The sequence below is a fragment of the Streptomyces sp. NPDC002690 genome (assembly GCF_053592415.1).
Map to the genome: position 1 here is coordinate 1 of NZ_JBSFVR010000056.1, position 20,873 is coordinate 20,873.

At 69.2% G+C, this 20,873-nt stretch carries 14 protein-coding genes; 13 read left to right on the forward strand and 1 reads right to left on the reverse strand.

The annotated features are described in order from the left end of the window. The first annotated feature begins 287 nt into the window (after positions 1 to 287). From xylB to ACWD3D_RS10620, 12 genes are all read left to right on the forward strand, one after another. Positions 288 to 1,799: a xylulokinase gene (gene xylB / locus ACWD3D_RS10565; RefSeq protein WP_451460515.1), complete on the forward strand. Its 1,512-nt coding sequence runs from the start codon at positions 288 to 290 to the stop codon at positions 1,797 to 1,799. Positions 1,800 to 1,935: 136 nt separating this feature from the next. Next, positions 1,936 to 4,191 carry an alpha-xylosidase gene (gene yicI, locus ACWD3D_RS10570; RefSeq protein WP_451460516.1) on the forward strand — a complete coding sequence of 752 codons (2,256 nt, stop codon included), beginning with the start codon at positions 1,936 to 1,938 and terminating at the stop codon, positions 4,189 to 4,191. 211 nt (positions 4,192 to 4,402) lie between these two features. After that, the gene (locus ACWD3D_RS10575; protein ID WP_451460517.1) at positions 4,403 to 5,038 is read left to right on the forward strand and encodes a histidine phosphatase family protein; all 636 of its coding nucleotides are present in this window, start codon (positions 4,403 to 4,405) and stop codon (positions 5,036 to 5,038) included. Between the two features lie 870 nt (positions 5,039 to 5,908). Next, on the forward strand, positions 5,909 to 7,354 hold the full coding sequence (gene ngcE, locus ACWD3D_RS10580) for an N-acetylglucosamine/diacetylchitobiose ABC transporter substrate-binding protein (RefSeq protein WP_451460518.1): 1,446 nt from the start codon (positions 5,909 to 5,911) through the stop codon (positions 7,352 to 7,354). Positions 7,355 to 7,403: 49 nt separating this feature from the next. Further along, on the forward strand, positions 7,404 to 8,327 hold the full coding sequence (locus ACWD3D_RS10585) for a carbohydrate ABC transporter permease (protein WP_387373453.1): 924 nt from the start codon (positions 7,404 to 7,406) through the stop codon (positions 8,325 to 8,327). Further along, positions 8,327 to 9,256, forward strand: coding sequence for a carbohydrate ABC transporter permease (locus ACWD3D_RS10590; RefSeq protein ID WP_451460519.1), 930 nt, complete (start codon positions 8,327 to 8,329; stop codon positions 9,254 to 9,256). The genes ACWD3D_RS10585 and ACWD3D_RS10590 overlap by 1 nt, the downstream gene beginning before the upstream one ends. A 215-nt stretch (positions 9,257 to 9,471) precedes the next feature. Next, a complete protein-coding gene (locus ACWD3D_RS10595; protein ID WP_451460520.1) occupies positions 9,472 to 10,671 on the forward strand; it encodes an ROK family transcriptional regulator in 1,200 nt (399 codons plus the stop codon). 121 nt (positions 10,672 to 10,792) lie between these two features. Continuing rightward, entirely contained in the window at positions 10,793 to 11,917 is a 1,125-nt protein-coding gene (locus ACWD3D_RS10600; protein WP_451460521.1) for a sugar ABC transporter substrate-binding protein, read from the forward strand. A 265-nt stretch (positions 11,918 to 12,182) separates the two neighbouring features. After that, complete coding sequence (locus ACWD3D_RS10605; RefSeq protein ID WP_328718746.1) at positions 12,183 to 12,971, forward strand: ATP-binding cassette domain-containing protein; 789 nt, start codon at positions 12,183 to 12,185, stop codon at positions 12,969 to 12,971. Continuing rightward, complete coding sequence (locus ACWD3D_RS10610) at positions 12,968 to 14,260, forward strand: sugar ABC transporter permease (protein WP_451460522.1); 1,293 nt, start codon at positions 12,968 to 12,970, stop codon at positions 14,258 to 14,260. The genes ACWD3D_RS10605 and ACWD3D_RS10610 overlap by 4 nt, the downstream gene beginning before the upstream one ends. 267 nt (positions 14,261 to 14,527) lie before the next feature. Beyond that, complete coding sequence (gene dxs / locus ACWD3D_RS10615; protein WP_451460523.1) at positions 14,528 to 16,441, forward strand: 1-deoxy-D-xylulose-5-phosphate synthase; 1,914 nt, start codon at positions 14,528 to 14,530, stop codon at positions 16,439 to 16,441. 172 nt (positions 16,442 to 16,613) lie between these two features. Continuing rightward, positions 16,614 to 18,119 carry an amino acid permease gene (locus tag ACWD3D_RS10620; RefSeq protein ID WP_451460524.1) on the forward strand — a complete coding sequence of 502 codons (1,506 nt, stop codon included), beginning with the start codon at positions 16,614 to 16,616 and terminating at the stop codon, positions 18,117 to 18,119. A 75-nt stretch (positions 18,120 to 18,194) separates the two neighbouring features. Here the strand turns inward: ACWD3D_RS10620 and ACWD3D_RS10625 are convergent, their stop codons facing one another. Continuing rightward, positions 18,195 to 19,292, reverse strand: a complete 1,098-nt coding sequence (locus tag ACWD3D_RS10625; protein WP_451460525.1) for an LCP family protein — start codon at positions 19,290 to 19,292, stop codon at positions 18,195 to 18,197. A 361-nt stretch (positions 19,293 to 19,653) separates the two neighbouring features. On the opposite strand from ACWD3D_RS10625, the gene ACWD3D_RS10630 reads away from it, so the two are divergent. Continuing rightward, positions 19,654 to 20,805 carry a hypothetical protein gene (locus ACWD3D_RS10630; RefSeq protein WP_451460526.1) on the forward strand — a complete coding sequence of 384 codons (1,152 nt, stop codon included), beginning with the start codon at positions 19,654 to 19,656 and terminating at the stop codon, positions 20,803 to 20,805. Positions 20,806 to 20,873 lie beyond the last annotated feature (68 nt).

Genomic DNA, 20,873 nt, shown 5'->3' on the forward strand with positions numbered 1-20,873 from the left:
CAGCGGAAGTGGGAGTGAAGCGGTCCGACATGTCTGCCTCTTGATCGACGGGCCCGGACGGCTGCTCTGCCGACCGACCAATTTGTTCAGTGCCAGTACTAATACTCCAATTCCTGACGTCGCACCAGACCTCATCTGTGACACAACGGTCACTCCTGGACAACTTTCCCGTCATATGTATGACGACATCGTCCTCAGTGACCCGATTCACGGTCGATCCACAGCAATCGAGCTGTATTTGTTTTGTGTACGATCAAAAGAGACTCCCCGCAGGAACGAGGTACGCCATGCCGTTCGGAGACGCCCGGGAAGGGGCAGATCAGCGGCCCGCCGCCGTCATCGGGGTGGACAGTTCCACCCAGTCGACCAAGGCCGCCGTCATCGATGTGCCGACCGGCCGCGTGCTGGCGGTCGGCCGCGCCCCGCACACCGTGACCGGCCGGGACGGCGCCCGTGAGAGCGACCCCGAGGAGTGGTGGCAGGCCCTGCGCGCGGCCGTCGCCGAGGCCCTGGCCGCGGCGGACCTCGTCCCCTCCGCGATCGCCGGCATCGCCGTAGCCGGGCAGCAGCACGGCCTGGTCGTCCTGGACGCCGACGGCCGGCCGCTGCGCCCCGCGCTGCTCTGGAACGACACCCGTTCCGCCCCCCAGGCCACCGCTCTCACCTCCGCGCTCGGCGGCCCCGAGGCGTGGCTGGAGCGGACCGGATCGGTGCCCGTCGCCTCCATGACCGCCACCAAATGGCAGTGGCTGCGGGAGAACGAACCGGACACCGTCGCCGCCGCGGCGGCCATCCGCCTCCCGCACGACTACCTCACCGAACGGCTCTCCGGCGCCGCCGTGACCGACCCGGGCGACGCCTCCGGCACGCTCTGGTACTCCCACACCGCGCACGGTTACGACCCCGAGCTGCTCGCGCTCACCGGCGTACGCTCCGACATGCTCTCCACCGTCGCCCCCACCGGAGCGGCCCTGGCCGGACACCTCACCGAGCGGGCCGCCCGCGACCTCGGCCTCCCCGCCGGGATCGCGGTGGCCGCCGGGACCGGCGACAACATGGCCGCCGCGGTCGGCCTGGGCCTCGGCGCGGAGGGCCTGCTCGACCACCCGGTCGTCAGCCTCGGCACCTCCGGCACCGTCTTCGCCGCCACCCGCACCCGGCCGTCCTCCCCGCTGCTCGCCGGCTTCGCCGCCGCGGACGGCACCCACCTGCCGCTCGGCTGCACCCTGAACTGCACCCTCGCCGTGGACAAGGTCGCCGCCCTGCTGGGCCTGGACCGCGAGGACGCCGAACCCGGCGGCGAGGCGGTCCTGCTGCCGTTCCTCGACGGCGAACGCACCCCCGACCTGCCGCACGCCGCCGGGCTGCTCACCGGCCTGCGGCACGACACCACCCCGCAGCAGCTGTTGGGCGCGGCCTACGAGGGAGCCGTCGTGGCGATCCTGCGGGCGCTGGACGAACTGCCCCTGGACGCCCCGGACGCCCCCCTGCGCCTGATCGGCGGCGGTGCGCGCGGCACCCGGTGGGTCGAGACCGTGCGCCGCCTCTCCGGCCGGCCCGTGATCGTCCCCGAGTCCACCGAACTGGTCGCGCTGGGCGCCGCGGCGCTCGCCGCGGCCGCGGTCACCGGCGGCGATCCGGTGGCCCTGGCCGCCGGCTGGGGCACCGGCGCGGACCGCCGACTGGCCGCCGTACCGCGTGACACGGCCACCTGGGACCGGATCGTCCAGGTCCTGGACCGGGCAGCCCCGGCCCTCCTGGAACCCGACCTCCGGGAACCCGACCGTGTGAGCCCCTGACACCCCGGAGGCCCGGGCCCTCGGAGCGCGTATCCCCGCGAGTTCACCGGCCCCCGAACCCCCGTACCAGTCCCGCGAGTCACCGACCCGCGGACCCCGATTCTCCGAACGACTGCAGAACGGCTAAGGACCCCCCATGAAGTTCACCGACGGCTTCTGGCAGATGCGCGACGGTGTGGCCGCCTCGTACGCCACCGAAGTCCGCGATCTGCGCCTGGACAGCGACCGGCTCACGGCCTATGCCGCCGTCAAGCAGGTCACGCGCCGGGGCGACACGCTCAACGCCCCCCTCCTCACGGTCGAGGCGCACTCTCCCGCCGAGGGCGTCATCGGCGTGCGCGTCACGCACCTCGCCGGAAAGCGCAACCCCGGCCCCGAGTTCGGCCTGCCCGGTGCCACCGGGGAAGCGACCGCCACCACCCGCCGTGAGAACGGCACCGTCGAGCTCACCAGCGGCCCGCTCACCCTGCGGCTCTCCGACTCGGGCGCCTTCGGCCTGGACTTCCTGGACGGCGAGGGCCGTCTGCTGACGGCCGCGGGCCGTAAGGGAACGGCCTTCGCCACCGTGCCGGACGGCGGTCACCACATGGCCGCCCAACTCGCCCTCGGCGTCGGCGAGACCATCCACGGGCTCGGCGAGCGCTTCACCCCGTACGTGAAGAACGGCCAGGTCGTCGACATCTGGCAGGCGGACGGCGGTACCAGCAGCGAACAGGCGTACAAGAACATCCCGTTCTACCTCTCCTCGCGCGGCTACGGCGTCTTCGTCAACCACCCCGGCAAGGTCTCCTTCGAGGTCGGCTCCGAGGCCGTGGGGCAGGTGCAGTTCAGCGTCGAGGACCAGACGCTGGAGTACTTCGTCATCGCCGGCCCGACGCCCAAGGACGTACTCGCCCGCTACACCGCCCTCACCGGCCGCCCCGCGCTGCCGCCGGCCTGGTCCTTCGGGCTCTGGCTGACGACCTCCTTCACCACCTCGTACGACGAGAAGACCGTCACCTCGTTCGTGGAGGGCATGGCGGACCGGGGCATCCCGCTCTCCGTCTTCCACTTCGACTGCTTCTGGATGCGCGAGTACCAGTGGTCGGACTTCGAGTGGGACCCGGAGGTGTTCCCGGACCCGGTGGGCATGCTCGCCCGTCTCAAGGCGCGCGGTCTGCGGATCTGCCTCTGGATCAACCCGTACATCGCGCAGAAGAGCGCCCTGTACGCGGAAGGGGCCGAGAAGGGTTACTTCGTCCGCACCGCCGACGGCGACATCTGGCAGTGGGACAAGTGGCAGGCCGGCATGGCGCTGGTCGACTTCACCAACCCCGAGGCGACCGCCTGGTTCCAGGCCAAGCTGAAGGTCCTGCTCGACCAGGGAGTCGACGGCTTCAAGACGGACTTCGGCGAGCGCATCCCCACGGACGTCGTCTGGCACGACGGCTCCGACCCCGAGCGGATGCACAACTACTACACGCACCTCTACAACAAGGCCGTCTTCGAACTCCTGGAGGAGGAGCGCGGCCAGGGCGAGGCCGTCCTCTTCGCCCGCTCGGCGACCGCCGGCGGCCAGCAGTTCCCGGTCCACTGGGGCGGCGACTGCTGGTCCTCCTTCGGCGCGATGGCGGAGTCGCTGCGCGGCGGGCTCTCGCTCAGCCTGTCCGGCTTCGGGTTCTGGAGCCACGACATCGGCGGCTTCGAGGGCACCCCCGACCCGGCCGTCTTCAAGCGCTGGCTCGCCTTCGGGCTGCTCTCCTCGCACAGCCGGCTGCACGGATCCTCGTCGTACCGCGTGCCGTGGGAGTTCGGCGACGAGGCGGTGGACGTGGCCCGGCAGTTCACCGAGCTCAAGCACCGCCTCATGCCGTACCTGTACGGCGCCGCCGTGGAGGCCCACCGCACCGGCGTCCCGGTGATGCGCCCGATGCTGCTGGAGTTCCCGGACGACCCGGCGACCCGCACGGTGGACCGGCAGTACCTGCTCGGCGGGGACGTGCTGGTGGCCCCGGTCTTCACCGAGGACGGGCAGGTCGAGTACTACGTGCCCGAGGGCACCTGGACCCATCTGCTCTCCGGCGAGACGGTCACCGGGCCGGGCTGGCGTCAGGAGACCCACGGCTTCGACAGCCTCCCGCTCCTGGTCCGCCCCGGCGCGGTCCTGCCGCTCGGCGCGGACGTCTCGCGCCCGGACGGCGACTGGCTGGACGGACTCGAACTGCGCGTGTTCGCCCCCGCCGGTACCGGCGACTTCACCCGCACGGTCACCGTTCCCGACCTCACCGGGGCGCCCGCGGCCACCTTCCGGGTGGTGCGCGAGGGCGACACGATCCACGTGACCTCCGACACAGCCGGCCCGTACGCCGTGGAGGTCGTGGGCGAGGACGGACTGCGCGTGGTCCGCGGCTGATTCGTATACGACCCCCGCACGACCACCGGCCCCGGTGACGAGCGAGACCTTCCGGCTCGCTCGTCACCGGGGCCGGTGCGCTCGGTGCGTGGGGCGTGCGGGCGGGGGCGTGCGGGCGGGCGCGTCGCGGGTGGCCCGGTCGGCACGGAATGCGATCGTGGTCCGGCGGGTTTGCACGAACGCAGCGACACGCACGAAGAACGGACGCACCATGGGCGAGTTGATCCTGATCCGGCACGGCGAGACCGAATGGTCCCGCAACGGACGGCACACCAGTTACACCGATCTGCCGCTCACCGAGTTCGGCGAGACCCAGGCCCGCGCGCTCGTCCCGCTGCTGGCGGACCGCCAGATCGGGCTCAGCCTGGTCAGCCCCTCGGTCCGGGCCCGCCGCACGGCCGAACTGGCCGGACTCACCTCGCCCCGCATCATCCCGGAACTGCGCGAGTGGGACTACGGCGGCTACGAGGGCATCACCACCATCGACATCCACCGCACCCGCCCGCTCTGGAACCTCTGGACCGACGGGGTCGAGGCCGGTCCCACCGCGCACCCGGGCGAGAGCCCGGCCGAGATCGGCGAGCGGGCCGACAAGGTGCTCGCCGGCGTGCGCGCGACGGCCGAGGGCCTCGCGAGCGACGAGGACGTCGTGCTCGTCGCCCATTCCCACTTCCTGCGCGTGCTCACCGCCCGCTACCTGGACCTCCCTCCCGCGGGCGGGAGCCTCTTCCAACTGGCCACCGGGGCGATCTCCCGGCTGGGTACCGAGCACGGGCAGCCCGTGATCACGGCGTGGAACCTGGCCCTGCCCGAGAGCCTCGTCCGCGAGGTCCGCCGGGACCGCTGAGCCGGGTCCGCCGAGCCGGGTCCGCTGAGCCGGGTCCACTATTTTTTTCCGCACCACCCACAGGCGCCCGAGGGCTGGGCCGTACGGCGCCGGAGCAGTGAAGGCCCAGGCCCGGGACGGCCGGCACCGGAGGACACGGTGTCGGCCCTTCCGCTTTTCCGGGATCGATCCGGACCCGTCCCTCGCTCATTTCTTCGACAACGAATCATTCGCTTTCGAATCATTCGGGAACTGAACGCGCTTGCGTCGATGGTGTGGGTGTACGGCACGAACTCGACCGATTCGCCCGGATCGAATTCGCCCCGGCCGGTGGGCAAGGGTGCGGACCGGTCGTCCCGGGATCGGTGTTTGCCGCCATTTATTGTGACCCGGGCGCGAGGGGATTCCGCCGGATGCGGCGCCCCGGGACGCCCGCGCGAGGCCCGCGTGACGGCCAAGTGGTCCCGCGTTTCGCGGCGGTTACGGGAGAGGTGACGGGCGAATCGTCGAAATCCGGGAAATGCTGCCGTCGGGCTCCGGGCGCACGGTGCCGACGTATCCGCGAGGTCTCAACTCGGGAAAGACTCCCGGGCAAACCTGCATTCGATCTTGCTCCTCCGGCAACAAGTGGACTATACCTGTCGGCGTCTGCACAGCCGTTTCACACGGTTGCGCACTCGCCAGGGGTACGGGGGAGCGGTACGAGGCATGCCATGGGCTGTTTCGCTGTACGTTCTCCCGGCATGCCAGGCCGAGTCAGGCACATTGGTACGTCTCTCTGCATGACCCAAGCGCAACCGACCGCGCGGTGGCGGGACCCTTCGCCTGAGGCGAGATCTCGACGGGTGACCGGTACACCGCCTGAGTCCTGATGAAGGTGAGGACTTGAGCATGGGATCGACCTCCGCCCACAACAATGAGGGCCTCGGCCGTCGCGATCTGATCAAGCGGTCCGCCGCTCTCGGCGTGATCACCGTTCCCACGATGAGCTTCCTGGCGTCCTGCGCCAGTGGTGACAGCGGCTCCGACGAGAAGGTCGAGAAGGGCACCAAGTCGGCGGAGAACCCGCTGGCCGTCAACGAGAGCGCACCTCTCGAACTGGTCATCTTCGACGGCGGGTTCGGCACCAAGTACGCCGAGGACGCCAAGGCCGTCTACGCGAAGACGTACCCCAAGGCCAAGGTCACGTTCTCCAAGACGCAGAAGATCCAGTCGGTCCTGCAGCCGCGCTTCAACGGCGGTACCCCGCCGGACCTGATCGACAACTCCGGTGCCCAGCAGATGGACATGGGCGTCCTGGTCGGCAAGAAGCAGCTCGCGGACCTGACTCCGCTGCTCGACGCGCCGTCCATCGACGACCCGAACAAGACCGTGCGCGACACCCTGCGCCCGGGCATCGTCGAGATGGGCCAGTTCGACGGCGACCCGGTCTGGATCATGTACTACGCCTACACGGTGTACGGCGTGTGGTACTCGCAGACCGCCCTGGACAAGCTCGACGCGACGTACCCGGAGAACTGGGACGACATGCTCGCGCTCTGCGCGAAGGCCAAGAAGAAGGGCATCGCCGGCTGGACCTACGCCGGCAAGTACCCCTACTACCTGCCGTTCTCGCTCTACCCCTTCATCGCCAAGATCGGCGGTGTCGAGGTGCTCGACGCGATCGACAACCTGGAGCCGAAGGCGTGGGAACACCCCGCCGTCAAGGCCGCGTTCGAGGCGTACTACGAGCTCTTCAAGAAGGGCTACGTCCTGGAGGGCACCCCGGGTCTGGACCACCGCGGTTCGCAGGGCGCGTGGGCCAACGGCAAGGCGCTCTTCATCCCCAACGGCTCCTGGGTGGAGAACGAGGAAGCCGCCATCATTCCCAAGGACTTCAAGCTGTCCGTGGGTGCGCCCTCCAGCCTCGACGCCTCCGACAAGATGCCCTTCGGCACCATCTGGGCGTCCGGCGGTGAGCCCTTCATCGTCCCGGCCAACGCGAAGAACGCCGAGGGCGGCATGGAGCAGCTGCGCATCATGCTCAGCGAGGCCTCCTCGAAGTCCTTCACCACCAGCACCAAGTCCCTGTCCGCCTACAACGGCGGCACCGACGGCATCGAGCTGTCGGACGGCCTCAAGTCCGGTGTCGCCGCGCTGGAGAAGGCCGGTACCAACGTCGTCAACCCGCGCCTGCAGGACTGGTACGTGAAGCTCCAGAAGGAGCAGATCGGCGTCTCCGGTCTCGGCGAGATGATGGCCGGCCGTGCGACCCCCGCCGAGGCGATCAAGAAGATCCAGGGCTACGCGGACGCGGCGGCCAAGGACGGGTCCATCAAGCACTTCAAGCACCAGTGATCCACGCGTCACCAGCGGCGGCACGGCAGGAAGGTCGGAGTCGGTAACGATGCAGCACGGTAAATACCGGTTCATAGTCGGGTTCTTGATCGCCCCGATGGCGTTGTACGTCATCTTCGTCGTCTGGCCCTTCATTCAGTCCATCTACTACTCGTTCACGGACTGGACGGGGCTGAGCCCCGACTTCGAGATGGTCGGCTTCGACAACTACACCAAGATGTTCAAGGACGACATCTTCTGGAAATCGCTGGAGCACAGTGTGCTGCTGGCGATCCTGCTGCCGCTGGTGACGCTGGGGCTCGCGCTCTTCTTCGCCTTCATGCTCAATGTGGGGGGACGGCGCCGTAAGGGCGCGCTCATCTCGGGCGTCCGCGGATCGGGTTTTTACAAGATCGCCTACTTCTTCCCGCAGGTTCTCTCCATCGCGATCGTGGCGATCCTCTTCCAGTTCGCCTTCGACCCGGCCCAGGGCATGATCAACGGGTCGCTGAAGGCATTCGGATTCGACCACGACCTGCCGAACTGGCTCGGCGACCCGAAGCTCGCGCTCTGGTGCATCATGGCGGTCCTCGTCTGGTGCACGACAGGGTTCTTCGTGGTGCTCTTCTCGGCGGGCATGGCGTCCATCCCGAAGGACTTCTACGAGGCGGCCCTGCTGGACGGGGCCACCAGGTTCACCACGTTCTTCCGGATCACCCTCCCGCTGCTCTGGGACACCGTGCAGTCCGGGTGGGTCTACATGGGCATCCTCGCGCTGGGCGCCGAGGGCTTCGCGGTGGTGAACATCATGAGCGTCGGCCCCGGCGGACCTGACTACTCGACCACCGTCCTGCCGCTGTACGTCTACCAAGCGGCGTTCCGGGACGGACAGGCCGGCTACGCGACCACGATCGGCGTCGCCCTGCTCCTCGTGACGCTGGCGTTCGCCGCCGTCGTCATGAAGCTGGGCCGGCGCGAGCGGCTGGAGTACTGATGAAGACCACTGACACCCCGCCCGCCCTCCGCGAGGAGGGCGGCGTACCCGGACAGCGGGTGGCCGGGACCGACGGCGGCGGCACGTCCAAGGCGAAGCGCGGCGAGGGACACGTCCTCAACGTGTTCTCGCACGGTGTGCTCGTCATCTGGGCGGTCCTGGTGATCCTGCCGCTGTTCTGGGCCGTGATGTCCGCGTTCAAGTCGGACAAGGCCATCTTCAACTCCCCGTGGGCGCTGCCCGACTCCCTGAGCTTCGACGCCTGGGGACGGGCCTGGAACCAGGCGCACATGAGCGAGTACTTCCTCAACACCGTCCTGGTGGTCGGGGGTTCGCTCGTCGGCACGCTGGTGCTGGGGTCGATGGCCGCGTACGTGCTGGCCCGGTTCGACTTCCCCGGCAACCGGTTCATTTACTTCTTGTTCGTCGGAGGCATGAGCTTCCCGGTCATGCTGGCCCTGGTTCCGCTGTTCTACGTCATGGACAACATGGGGCTGCTGAACACGATCCACGGCCTGATCCTCGTGTACATCGCGTACTCGCTGCCGTTCACCGTGTTCTTCCTGACCTCGTTCTTCCGCACACTGCCGACCTCGGTGGCGGAGGCGGCGCTGATCGACGGGGCCTCGCACACCCGGACCTTCTTCCAGGTGATGCTGCCGATGGCGAAGCCGGGGCTGATCAGCGTCGGGATCTTCAACTTCCTCGGGCAGTGGAACCAGTACATGCTGCCCACGGTGCTGAACACCGACCCGGACAAGCGGGTGCTCGCGCAGGGCCTGGTGGAGCTCTCCACCAGCCAGGGATACAAGGGGGACTACTCCGGGCTCTTCGCCGGACTCGTCATCGCCATGCTCCCCGTCCTCGCCGCGTACATCGTCTTCCAGCGTCAGGTGGTGGCCGGCCTGACCGCCGGAGCGCTGAAGTAACACCTCCGCTTCACCGCGGCTTCACCACGGAACCGCCCGACTGCCTCCGGCCGTTGGGCGGTTTCGTCCGTGTTCGGTCGAATTCCGCCGACCTCATGTGGGGAGGTACCGCGCTCATACGGGGCTCCGAGCGTTCAAGGTCTTGACGGGGCATACCCAGGAACGGTCAGCTATTGGTTCACATGTTAGAGAAAACGGCAGGAGTGAGTGAGTCGATGGAGACTCCGGGGTCGCAGACATCTCTGCATCGGGCCAATCTTGAGCGGGTCGTACGCGCCGTGCGCATGGCGGGGTCGCTCACCCAGGCGGAAATCGCCAGGAGTACCGGCCTCTCCGCGGCCACCGTCTCCAACATCGTGCGCGAGCTGAAGGACGGCGGCACCGTCGAGGTGACCCCCACCTCGGCGGGGGGCCGCAGGGCCCGGAGCGTCTCGCTCAGCGGCGACGCGGGCGTCGTCATCGGGGTGGACTTCGGCCATACGCATCTACGCGTGGCGATCGGCAACCTGGCCCACCAGGTCCTCGCCGAGGAGTCCGAGCCGCTGGACGTGGACGCCTCCTCCGCGGACGGGTTCGGGCGGGCGGAAGCGCTGGTCAACCGCCTGATCCGGACCACCGGGATCGGCCAGGACAAGGTCATAGGCGTGGGGCTCGGGGTGCCCGGCCCGATCGACGTGGAGTCGGGCACGCTCGGCTCCACGTCGATCCTGCCGGGATGGACGGGCATCAACCCCAGCGCGGAACTCGCCGCCCGCCTCGGAGTGCCCGTCTACGTCGACAACGACGCCAACCTCGGGGCCCTGGGGGAGCTGGTCTGGGGGAGCGGACGCGGGGTCCGGGACCTCGCGTACATCAAGGTCGCCAGCGGGGTGGGGGCGGGCCTGGTGATCAACGGAGCGATCTACCGGGGTCCCGGGGGGACCGCCGGGGAGATCGGCCACATCACCCTCGACGAAGCGGGCCCTGTCTGCCGCTGCGGGAACCGCGGGTGCCTGGAGACCTTCACCGCCGCCCGGTACGTCCTGCCGCTCCTGAGGCCCAGCCACGGGCCGGACCTGACCATGGACCGGGTCGTCCAGCTGGCCCGCGAGGGCGACCCCGGGTGCCGCCGGGTGATCGCCGACGTCGGCCGGCACATCGGCAGCGGCGTGGCGAACCTGTGCAACCTCCTCAACCCCAGCCGGGTCGTACTCGGCGGATCGCTGGCGGAGGCAGGGGAGTTGGTCCTCGGGCCCATCCGCGACTCCGTCGCGCGCTACTCCATCCCGAGCGCCGCGCGACAGCTCTCGGTGCTCCCGGGAGCGCTCGGAGGGCGCGCCGAGGTGCTCGGCGCGCTCGCTCTGGTGCTGAGTGAAATGGGCGATTCCACCCTGTTGGAGAACACGCTCTCCGCCGCCAGCCCTGCCTTCACTTAGATAACGAATGGCACCGTTGTCATCTCGTTAAGTATTTACTCCTTGACGTCGCCTCTGCGGCCGAGTTGACTTCCGTCCACCTCGGCCGCAACGTCGCGGCCTCGTCAGGGAGGTTCGAGTTATGAACACGCGTATGCGCCGTGCCGCTGTTGCTGTCGCCGCCACCGCCATGGCGGTCTCGCTTGCCGCTTGTGGGAGCGCCAAGGAGTCCGGCGACAAGGCCGACAGCTCTTCGTCGTCCTCGGCCAAGAAGGGCGACGACCTCAAGATAGGTCTGCTCCTTCCGGAGAACGCCACCGCTCGGTACGAGCAGTTCGACAAGCCGATCATCGAGAAGAAGATCGGCGAGCTCACGGGCGGCAAGGCGGAGGTCGTCTACAGCAACGCCAAGCAGGACGCCACGCTGCAGGCGCAGCAGGTCGAGACCATGATCACCAACAAGGTCGACGCCCTCATCATCGACGCGGTGGACTCCAAGTCGATCGCCAACAGCGTGCAGAAGGCCAAGGACGCGGGCATCCCCGTCGTCGCCTTCGACCGCCTCGCCGAAGGCCCCATCGACGCCTACACCTCCTTCGACAACGAAGAGGTCGGCCGGGTCCAGGGCAAGGCTCTCCTCGAGGCGCTGGGTGACAACGCCTCCAAGGGCAAGATCGTGATGATGAACGGCGCGATCACCGACCCGAACGCCGCACTCTTCAAGAAGGGCGCCAAGTCCGTCCTGGACGGCAAGGTGACCGTCGGCAAGGAGTACGACACCAAGGAGTGGAAGCCGGAGAACGCCAACGCCAACATGGAGGCGGCGATCACGGCTCTCGGCAAGGACAAGATCGTCGGCGTCTACTCCGCCAACGACGGCATGGCCGGCGGTATCATCACCGCCCTCAAGGCCTCCGGTCTGAAGACCCTCCCGCCGGTCACCGGTCAGGACGCCGAGCTCGCGGGTGTTCAGCGCATCGTCGCCGGTGAGCAGTTCATGAGCGTCTACAAGCCGTACGCCCCGGAGGGTGAGGCCGCCGCCACCATGGCCGTCTCGCTGGCCAAGGGCGAGAAGATCGCCGCGTCGGTCGCCACCTCGACCGTGGACAGCCCCACCACCAAGGGTGTCCCGACCTACCTCGTCCCGGTCGTCTCGCTGACCAAGGACAACATCAAGGACACGGTCGTCGAGGACGGCGTCTACACCGTCGCCCAGATCTGCGCCGGCCAGTACGCCTCCGCCTGCGCCACCCTCGGCCTCAAGTAGTCCGATCCGCCGGACCCCGCCCCCGCCCCGCGCGGCCGGCGGGGCTCCGGCCGGGTCCGGCCCCCCCGCCCTCGGCGGGTCGGCCGGTCCCCGTGGGCCCGCCGCACAGCGGCCCGCCCACCAGAAGCCTGTCCGGTGCCCCGCCCTTCATCAGCCCCGCTAGCGGGCGGGGCGCCGGACGGAAACGCTTCCTCGCTTTCCCTTCTGCTCAACCACCGCGCCTCCCCCCAGGCGCGGCATCCCCGCCGGTCAGGCGGCGAAGGAGATGGTTCACGTGTCCGCTACGCCCGTGTTGGCGTTGCGAGGGATCTCGAAGCGATTCGGTGCCGTACAGGTACTCACCGAAGTCGAGCTCGAGGTCCACGCCGGTGAAGTGGTCGCCCTGGTGGGCGACAACGGCGCCGGTAAATCAACGCTGGTCAAGACCATTGCCGGTGTCCACCCCATCGATGACGGCGTCATCGAGTGGGAGGGCAAGCCGGTCCACATCAACCGCCCCCAGGACTCCCAGGGGCTGGGCATCGCGACGGTCTACCAGGACCTCGCCCTCTGCGACAACCTCGATGTCGTGGGCAACCTCTACCTCGGCCGGGAGCTGCGCCGCTTCGGCGTCCTCGACGAGGTCGAGATGGAGCGCCGCTCCCGCGAGCTGCTCTCCACGCTCTCCATCCGCATCCCCAGCGTCCGTATCCCGATCGCCTCCCTCTCCGGCGGTCAGCGCCAGACGGTGGCCATCGCGCGTTCGATGCTCGGTGACCCGAAGCTGGTCATCCTCGACGAGCCGACGGCCGCCCTCGGCGTCGAGCAGACCGCCCAGGTCCTCGACCTGGTCGAGCGGCTGCGCGAGCGCGGTCTCGCGGTCATCCTCATCAGCCACAACATGGCCGACGTCAAGGCGGTGGCCGACAAGGTCGCCGTGCTGCGCCTGGGCCACAACAACGGCGTCTTCGACGTGAAGACCACCTCGCACGAAGAGATCATCTCTGCCATCACGGGAGCCACGGACAACGCCGTGACCCGTCGTGCGGCGCGCACCGCGGAGGTTTCGAAGTGACCACGGACAAGACCTCCACCGCCACGGCGGAATCGCCGGTCGTCAACCAGGAGGCCGCCGACGGCGCCGCCACCGCGGTCGACCCCCGGCTGCTCGTCCGCGAGCAGGGCCTGGGCGGCTACTTCAGCGAGTTCAAGCGCAAGATCAGCGCCGGTGACCTGGGCTCGCTCCCGGTCATCATCGGTCTGGTCGTCATCTGCGTCGTCTTCCAGAGCATGAACTCCGAGTTCCTCTCCGCGAAGAACATCACCGACATCTCGGTCACGATGGTCGCCACCGGCATGATGGCCGTCGGCATCATCTTCGTGCTGCTGCTCGGTGAGATCGACCTCTCGGTCGGCTCCGTCAGCGGTGTCTCGGGTGCCCTCGTCGCGGTGCTCACCATCACGCACGGCATGAACGAATGGCTCGCCATTCTCATCGCCATCATCAGCGGTGCGGTGATCGGCGCGATCCACGGCTTCTTCTTCGCCAAGATCGGCGCCCCGGCGTTCGCCGTCACCCTGGCCGGCCTGCTGTTCTGGCTCGGCTTCATGCTCAACCTGCTCGGCGACACGGGCACCATCAACCTGGACAGCAAGGGCGTCGTCGGCCAGATGACGACGTACTACTTCACCGACGTCGCCGCGGCCTACGGCCTCGCGATCGTGGGTGTGGCGGCGTTCTTCCTGTCGGCCTTCTTCGACAGCCGTCGCCGTGAGGCGGCCGGGGTCCCGTCCCGCCCGCTCTCCGACATCATCGTGCGCACGGTCGTCCTGGCGGTCTTCGCCTTCGCCGCCGCGTTCATGTTCAACCAGGACCGCGGTCTGCCCCTGGCGTTCGTGCTCTTCATCGTCGCCCTGGTCGTCACGGACTTCGTCCTGCGCCGTACGGCCTACGGCCGGAAGATCTTCGCCCTCGGTGGCAGCGTCGAGGCCTCCCGCCGCGCCGGTATCAACGTCACCGCGATCCGCGTCTCGGTGTTCGCCATCGCCGGTACCTTCGGGGCCATCGGCGGCCTGTTCTGGGCCTCCAAGATCGCGTCCGCCAACCAGAGCGCCGGTACCGGCGACCTGCTGATGAACGTCATCGCGGCGGCCGTCATCGGTGGCACCAGCCTCTTCGGTGGCCGGGGCCGCACCTGGAACGCCCTCCTCGGCGTGATGGTGATCGTCTCCATCCAGTACGGTCTGAACCTCGAAGGCATCGCCACCCCGGTCCAGTACATGATCACGGGTGCCGTCCTCCTGGCGACGGTCTGCATCGACTCCGTCACCCGCAAGACCCAGAAGACGGCGGGCCGCGCCTGAACCACGGCTCCGCGCGGGTGCCCGGCGTCCCCCAGGGGGTGCCGGGCACCCGCGCGTCCGTCTTCAGGCCGTTCCCATCCTGTTCGATGAGGATGGCGGGGGGTTCCGGGGTAGGAGCACGCAGCGCGAGGTTCTGGCGGGGGCGTCCCGCTCCTCGGGACTCCGGGCGTGAGAAGGAACGCACCGCCCGATGCTCCGGCCCCGGGCCGGAACATTAGACTCGTCCAAATCGACACGCTCGACCAGCTCACACGCAAGGAGGCACGGGTGGACCTGCTGACCCGCATCGAGGGACCGCGCGACCTGGACCGGCTCAGCCTCGACCAGCTGGAACAGCTCGCCGGGGAGATCCGTACGTTCCTGGTCGACGCCGTGTCCAAGACCGGTGGGCACCTGGGCCCCAACCTGGGCGTGGTCGAGCTGACCATCGCCCTGCACCGGGTCTTCGAGTCGCCCCGCGACAAGGTCCTCTTCGACACCGGCCACCAGAGCTACGTGCACAAGCTCCTCACGGGGCGCCAGGACTTCTCCCGGCTCAAGAGCAAGGGCGGCCTCTCCGGCTACCCCTCACGCGCCGAGTCCGCGCACGACGTCATCGAGAACTCGCACGCCTCCACGGTCCTCGGCTGGGCCGACGGCCTCGCCAAGGCCAACGAGGTCCTGAGCAAGGACGACCACGTCGTCGCCGTCATCGGTGACGGCGCCCTCACCGGCGGCATGGCCTGGGAGGCGCTGAACAACATCGCCGCCGCCAAGGACCGCCCGCTCGTCATCGTCGTCAACGACAACGAGCGCTCCTACGCGCCCACCATCGGCGGCCTCGCCAACCACCTCGCCACCCTGCGCACCACGGACGGCTACGAGCGCTTCCTCGCCCGCGGCAAGGACCTCCTGGAGCGCACCCCCGTCGTCGGCCGGCCGCTCTACGAGACGCTGCACGGCGCGAAGAAGGGCCTCAAGGACTTCATCGCCCCGCAGGGCATGTTCGAGGACCTGGGCCTGAAGTACGTCGGCCCCATCGACGGCCACGACATCGAGGCCCTGGAATCCGCCCTGCTGCGCGCCAAGCGCTTCGGCGGACCGGTCATCGTCCACTGCATCACCGAGAAGGGCCGCGGCTACACCCCCGCCCTCCAGGACGAGGCCGACCGATTCCACGCCGTGGGCAAGATCCACCCCGACACCGGCCTGCCGATCTCCACCTCCGGTCTCGACTGGACCTCCGTCTTCGGTGAGGAGATGGTCAAGCTCGGCCGGGAGCGCGAGGACATCGTCGCTATCACCGCCGCCATGCTCCAGCCGGTCGGCCTCGGCAAGTTCGAGGAGGCCTTCCCGGAGCGCATCTACGACGTCGGCATCGCCGAACAGCACGGCGCGGTCTCCGCCGCCGGCCTCGCCACCGGCGGCCTGCACCCGGTCTTCGCGGTGTACGCCACCTTCCTCAACCGCGCCTTCGACCAGGTCCTGATGGACGTCGCCCTGCACAAGTGCGGTGTCACCTTCGTCCTGGACCGGGCCGGCATCACGGGCACCGACGGTGCCTCGCACAACGGCATGTGGGACATGTCGATCCTCCAGTGCGTGCCCGGCCTGCGGATCGCCGCCCCGCGCGACGCCGATCAGGTCCGTGCCCAGCTGCGCGAGGCCGTCGACGTCGACGACGCGCCCACCGTGGTCCGCTTCTCCAAGGGCGCGGTCGGCCCGGCCGTCAAGGCGGTCGGCACCGTCGGCGGCATGGACCTGCTGCGTGTCCCCGACACCGACCGGCCGGACGTGCTGCTGGTCTCCGTCGGCGCGCTCGCGCCCATGTGCCTGGAGATCGCCGACCTGCTCGACGCCCAGGGCATCACGACCACCGTGGTCGACCCCCGCTGGGTCAAGCCGGTCGACGAGGCCATGGCACCGCTCGCGGACCGGCACCGGGTCGTCGTCACCGTCGAGGACAACAGCCGCGTCGGCGGCGTCGGCTCCGCGGTCGCCCAGGCGCTCCGCGACGCCGGTGTCGATCTGCCGCTGCGCGACTTCGGCATCCCGCCGGTCTTCCTCGACCACGCCTCCCGCAACGAGGTCATGGCCGAGATCGGCCTCACCGCCCCGGACATCGCCCGCCAGGTCACCGGGCTCGTCGCCAAGCTCGACGGCCGCTACGAGACCCGAGACGCGGAGCCCGCCCGCGACTGACCGCACGGCGCCGGGCACTTCCGGTGTACCCGCGTACCGCCGAATGGGCCGGTGCCACCTCCCTGTACGGGTGGTGGCACCGGCCCGTTCGCGCGACATGCCCCGCAAGGCGTCCCGCGCCCCGGGGGCCTCCCCATGATGGCGCCCACGACGAGTGCGTGGAGGTACGCGGGTGAGCGTGGAACAGGGGACACCCCCCGGCCGGGACGGACTGTTCCGGACCAAGACGATCGAGCAGTCGCTGAGCGACACCGAGGAACCCGAGCACGCGCTCAAGAAGTCGCTCTCCGCCCTCGACCTCACCGTCTTCGGCGTCGGCGTGGTCATCGGCACCGGCATCTTCGTCCTCACCGGCAAGGTCGCCAAGGAGACCGCCGGCCCGGCCACCGCCATCGCCTTCGCGGTCGCGGGCGTGGTCTGCGCGTTGGCCGCCCTCTGCTACGCCGAGTTCGCCTCCACGGTCCCCGTCGCGGGTTCGGCGTACACCTTCTCCTACGCCTCGCTCGGCGAGCTGGTCGCCTGGATCATCGGCTGGGACCTGGTGCTGGAGTTCGCGTTGGGCACGGCGGTGGTCGCCGTCGGCTGGTCCGGGTACGTACGATCCCTGCTGGACAACGCGGGCTGGTCCCTGCCCGACGCCCTCCAGGGGACCGACGTGGCGTCCGGGTTCGGCTTCGACCTCCTGGCGTTCGTCCTCGTGCTGGTCCTCACCGCCGTCCTCGTGCTCGGCATGAAGCTCTCCGCGCGGGTCACCACCGTGGTCGTCGCGATCAAGGTGGCCGTCGTCCTGATCGTCATCGTCGCCGGGTTGTTCTTCATCGACTCCGGGAACTACTCGCCCTTCATTCCGGAGGCCGAGCCGCAGCCGTCCGGCAGCGGACTCGACTCCCCGCTGATCCAGGAGCTGTTCGGCTACTCGCCGACCAACTTCGGCGTGATGGGCATCTTCACCGCCGCCTCCATCGTCTTCTTCGCCTTCATCGGCTTCGACGTGGTCGCCACCGCGGCCGAGGAGACCCGGCACCCACAGCGGGACATGCCCCGGGGCATCCTCGGGTCGCTCCTGATCTGCACGGTCCTCTACGTCGCCGTCTCCGTCGTGGTCACCGGCATGCAGCACTACACCGAACTCTCGGTCAGCGCCCCACTGGCCGACGCCTTCAAGGCGGTCGGTCACCCCTTCTACGCCGGTGTCATCAGCTTCGGCGCCGCCGTCGGGCTCACCGTCGTCTGCATGATCCTGCTGCTCGGACAGTCCCGGGTCTTCTTCGCGATGAGCCGCGACGGGCTGCTGCCCCGGTTCTTCTCGGTGACCCACCCCAAGTACGGCACCCCGTACCGTCCGACGATCCTGCTCGGCGTGATCATCGCGGTCGTCGCGGGTTTCACCAGCATCGACGAGCTGGCGACCCTGGTGAACATCGGGACGCTCTTCGCCTTCGTGGTGGTCGCCCTCGGAGTGATCGTGCTCCGCCGCACCCGTCCCGACCTGCCGCGCGCCTTCCGTACCCCCTGGGTGCCCGTGCTCCCGGTCCTGTCGGTGGCCGCCTCGGTCTGGCTGATGCTCAACCTGCCGGTGGAGACCTGGCTCCGGTTCGCGATCTGGATGGCGCTGGGCGTCGTCATCTACTTCGCGTACGGGCGCAAGCACAGCCGACTGGCCACCGACCGGACGTGAGACGTACGAAGGCGGGGCGCACGGTCCTCGGACCGGGCGCCCCGCCTTCGCGTGACAGGCGGGAATGACGATCCGTCAGCCGCCGGTGGCCGGGGACTTCTTGGCCGACTCCGGGATGGTGGAATCCGTGCGGATCGCCTTCCACAGGTCGTCGGACTGCGGATGCGCGGCCACCACCCGGTTCGGGTCCGCCTTGTCGTACTCGACCGGCAGCATGATCGTCTCCATGTTCGCCGGGTCGACGCCGTTCATCGAACGGGCGAACTCCGCGAGGGAGGTCAGCGACGCGAGGCTGGAGTCGGTGGTGAGCGACTCGGTCGCGGCGCTCGCGATCTTGTACGACTTGGTGGGGCTGCCCAGCAGGTCCTGCTTCTTGACCTCCTTGAGCAGCGCGAACATGAACTGCTGCTGGAGGCCGATCCGGCCGAGGTCGCTGCCGTCCCCGATGCCGTGGCGGGTCCGTACGAAGGCGAGGGACTCGGTGCCGTTGAGCTTGTGCGTGCCGGCGGAGAGGTCCAGGCCGGACGAACTGTCCTTGATGGGCTCGTCGACCTCGACGGTGACGCCGCCTATGGCGTCGACGAGACCCTTGAAGCCGGCGAAGTTGATCTCCAGATAGTGGTCGATCCGCACGCCGGACATCTTCTCGACGGTCTTGACGACGCAGGCCGGACCCACCTGCGAGTAGACCGAGTTGAACATGACGCGATCGGCGGAGGCCATCGTGGAGCCGTCGCTCTTGAGGCACTCGGGCCGGGTCACCAGGGTGTCGCGGGGTATGGAGACCGCGACGGCCTGCGTGCGGCCCTCGGGTATGTGCACCACCATCGCCGTGTCCGACCGCGCGCCGCTCACGCTGCCGCCACCACCGAGCTCCTTGTTCTCCGCTCCAGCCCGTGAGTCCGAGCCGAGAACGAGGATGTTCTGCCCGGACGTCGGCAGCTTCTCCGGCCGCTCCTTCTCGACCAGTTTGGAGTCGATGTCGACGGCCGTGATGTTGTTGTCGAGGTCGCGGTACATCCAGTAGGCGGTGCCGCCTGCCGCGATCAGCAGGACGAGGACGATGCCGAGCGTGATCTTGAGGCCCCTGCGGCGTTTGCGCGGGGCCTTTTTCTTGCGGGACCCGGCCCGCGGGGCGGGTCCCTGGTCCTGGGGAACGGAGTCGTGGCTCATCCTGCTCGAGTTCCTTGATCTCGTGGCCGCCGAGGACCGGGGTGGGAGCGAGGACTCGGGTGGGGCCGGTCCGCGTAGGTGCACCGTGAGGAGGGGGCGTGCACCGGACAGAGAGCGTGCACTATAGACATATTTTCGAATTCGAGGAAAGTCTTCGCATGATCTTCGAATCTGGTTGCGGATCGTTACGCGGCCCTCCCCGAGGGTCGTCCCGCCGGGGGGACGTACCTGGCCGGAGGGTGCCTTTCGGCCAAACGGCCGGGAAACTATGATGATCGGGTTCGGCCCTCCCCCCGACGGAGAGCCGCGAGAGCCCCTGCGGACGCGGCCGGGGAAGTACGGGGAAGGACGACTCCACGCCATGCCGGTCAGATCCGGGCGCGACGCCCAGCGAAAGGTCTCCGCCCGCCAAGTCGGTTCCGAGCCCGCGGAGAGTACCCGCACCGCACGCGGAACGGCTGACGGCCAGTGGCTCGTACGGGGCAAGGACGGCAGGCTCTCCGCCTACGCCCTCGGCGACGGAGAACTGCTCCGCTGGACCGAGACCCGCCCGGGTGGACCGGACTGGACAGGGCCGGAGGCATTCCCCGCCCCGGGTATCGCCAGGCTGACGGTGCATCAGGGACCCACCGGCTTCGTGCACTTCGTCGCCCTCCGCTCGGCCCGCCGCGCGGAGGGCGAAACCGTCGACCTGGTCCACGCCACACAGTTCCAGTCCGGCCGGCCGGTCACGGCGTGGCACTCCTTGGGCAATCCCCACCGCGACCGGGAGCAGGGCACACGCGTCGGCGTGCCCACCGTGGTCACCGGAGCTGACGGACTGCTCCACGTCCTCGTCAGCGACGCCGACGGCAGACTCCTGCTGCGACGCGAGCAGAAGGGCGGCAAGTGGACCGGGTGGACAGCGCTGGGCAAGGGGCTCGGCGACGGCGCCGTACTCGCGGCGACCGCGGCCGGCCGGGTCGAGGCATTGGCCCCCGTGGCGTCCGGAACCCCGGGAGCCTCCGGCTCGGTCAGACGCTGGACCCAGAAGCAGCCGGACGGGGACTTCACCGAGGACCACGGCATCCCGTTCGGTCATGTGCCCGGCACCGTCGTCGCCCTGGAGACCTCGCCCGACGTCCTCACCTACTACTGGGACGACGCGGGCGCCCAAGGCATCTTCGCCCACCGTCCCGGCGCCTGGGCCATTCCCCTCGGCAGCTCGCCCGTCACGGGTCGGCCCGCTGTTCTGCGGGCCCCCCTCGACGGGTACGACTGCACGGTGCTCGCCCACCGGGACGGCGAGGGCGGGATCATGCTCACCGCCTGCGGGACGGAGAACGAGGGAGCCGGCGTGTGGTGGTCGCCGACGGGCGAGCACTCCGCCGGAGCGCCCGCCCTCGCCCACGACGCGGACGGGCGCGTCGTGCTCGCCCTGATCGACGGCGACGGTGCCCTCCGCGTCGCGAGGCAACGCCCCGAACCGGGCCTGGCGATGGAGCCGGCCACCGTCGTGCGGCGCCCCGGCTGAGACCGGCTCGCCCGCGACGGACACGCCCCCGACAGACACGGCCGGGACCGGCGGTGTGCCCGGGACGG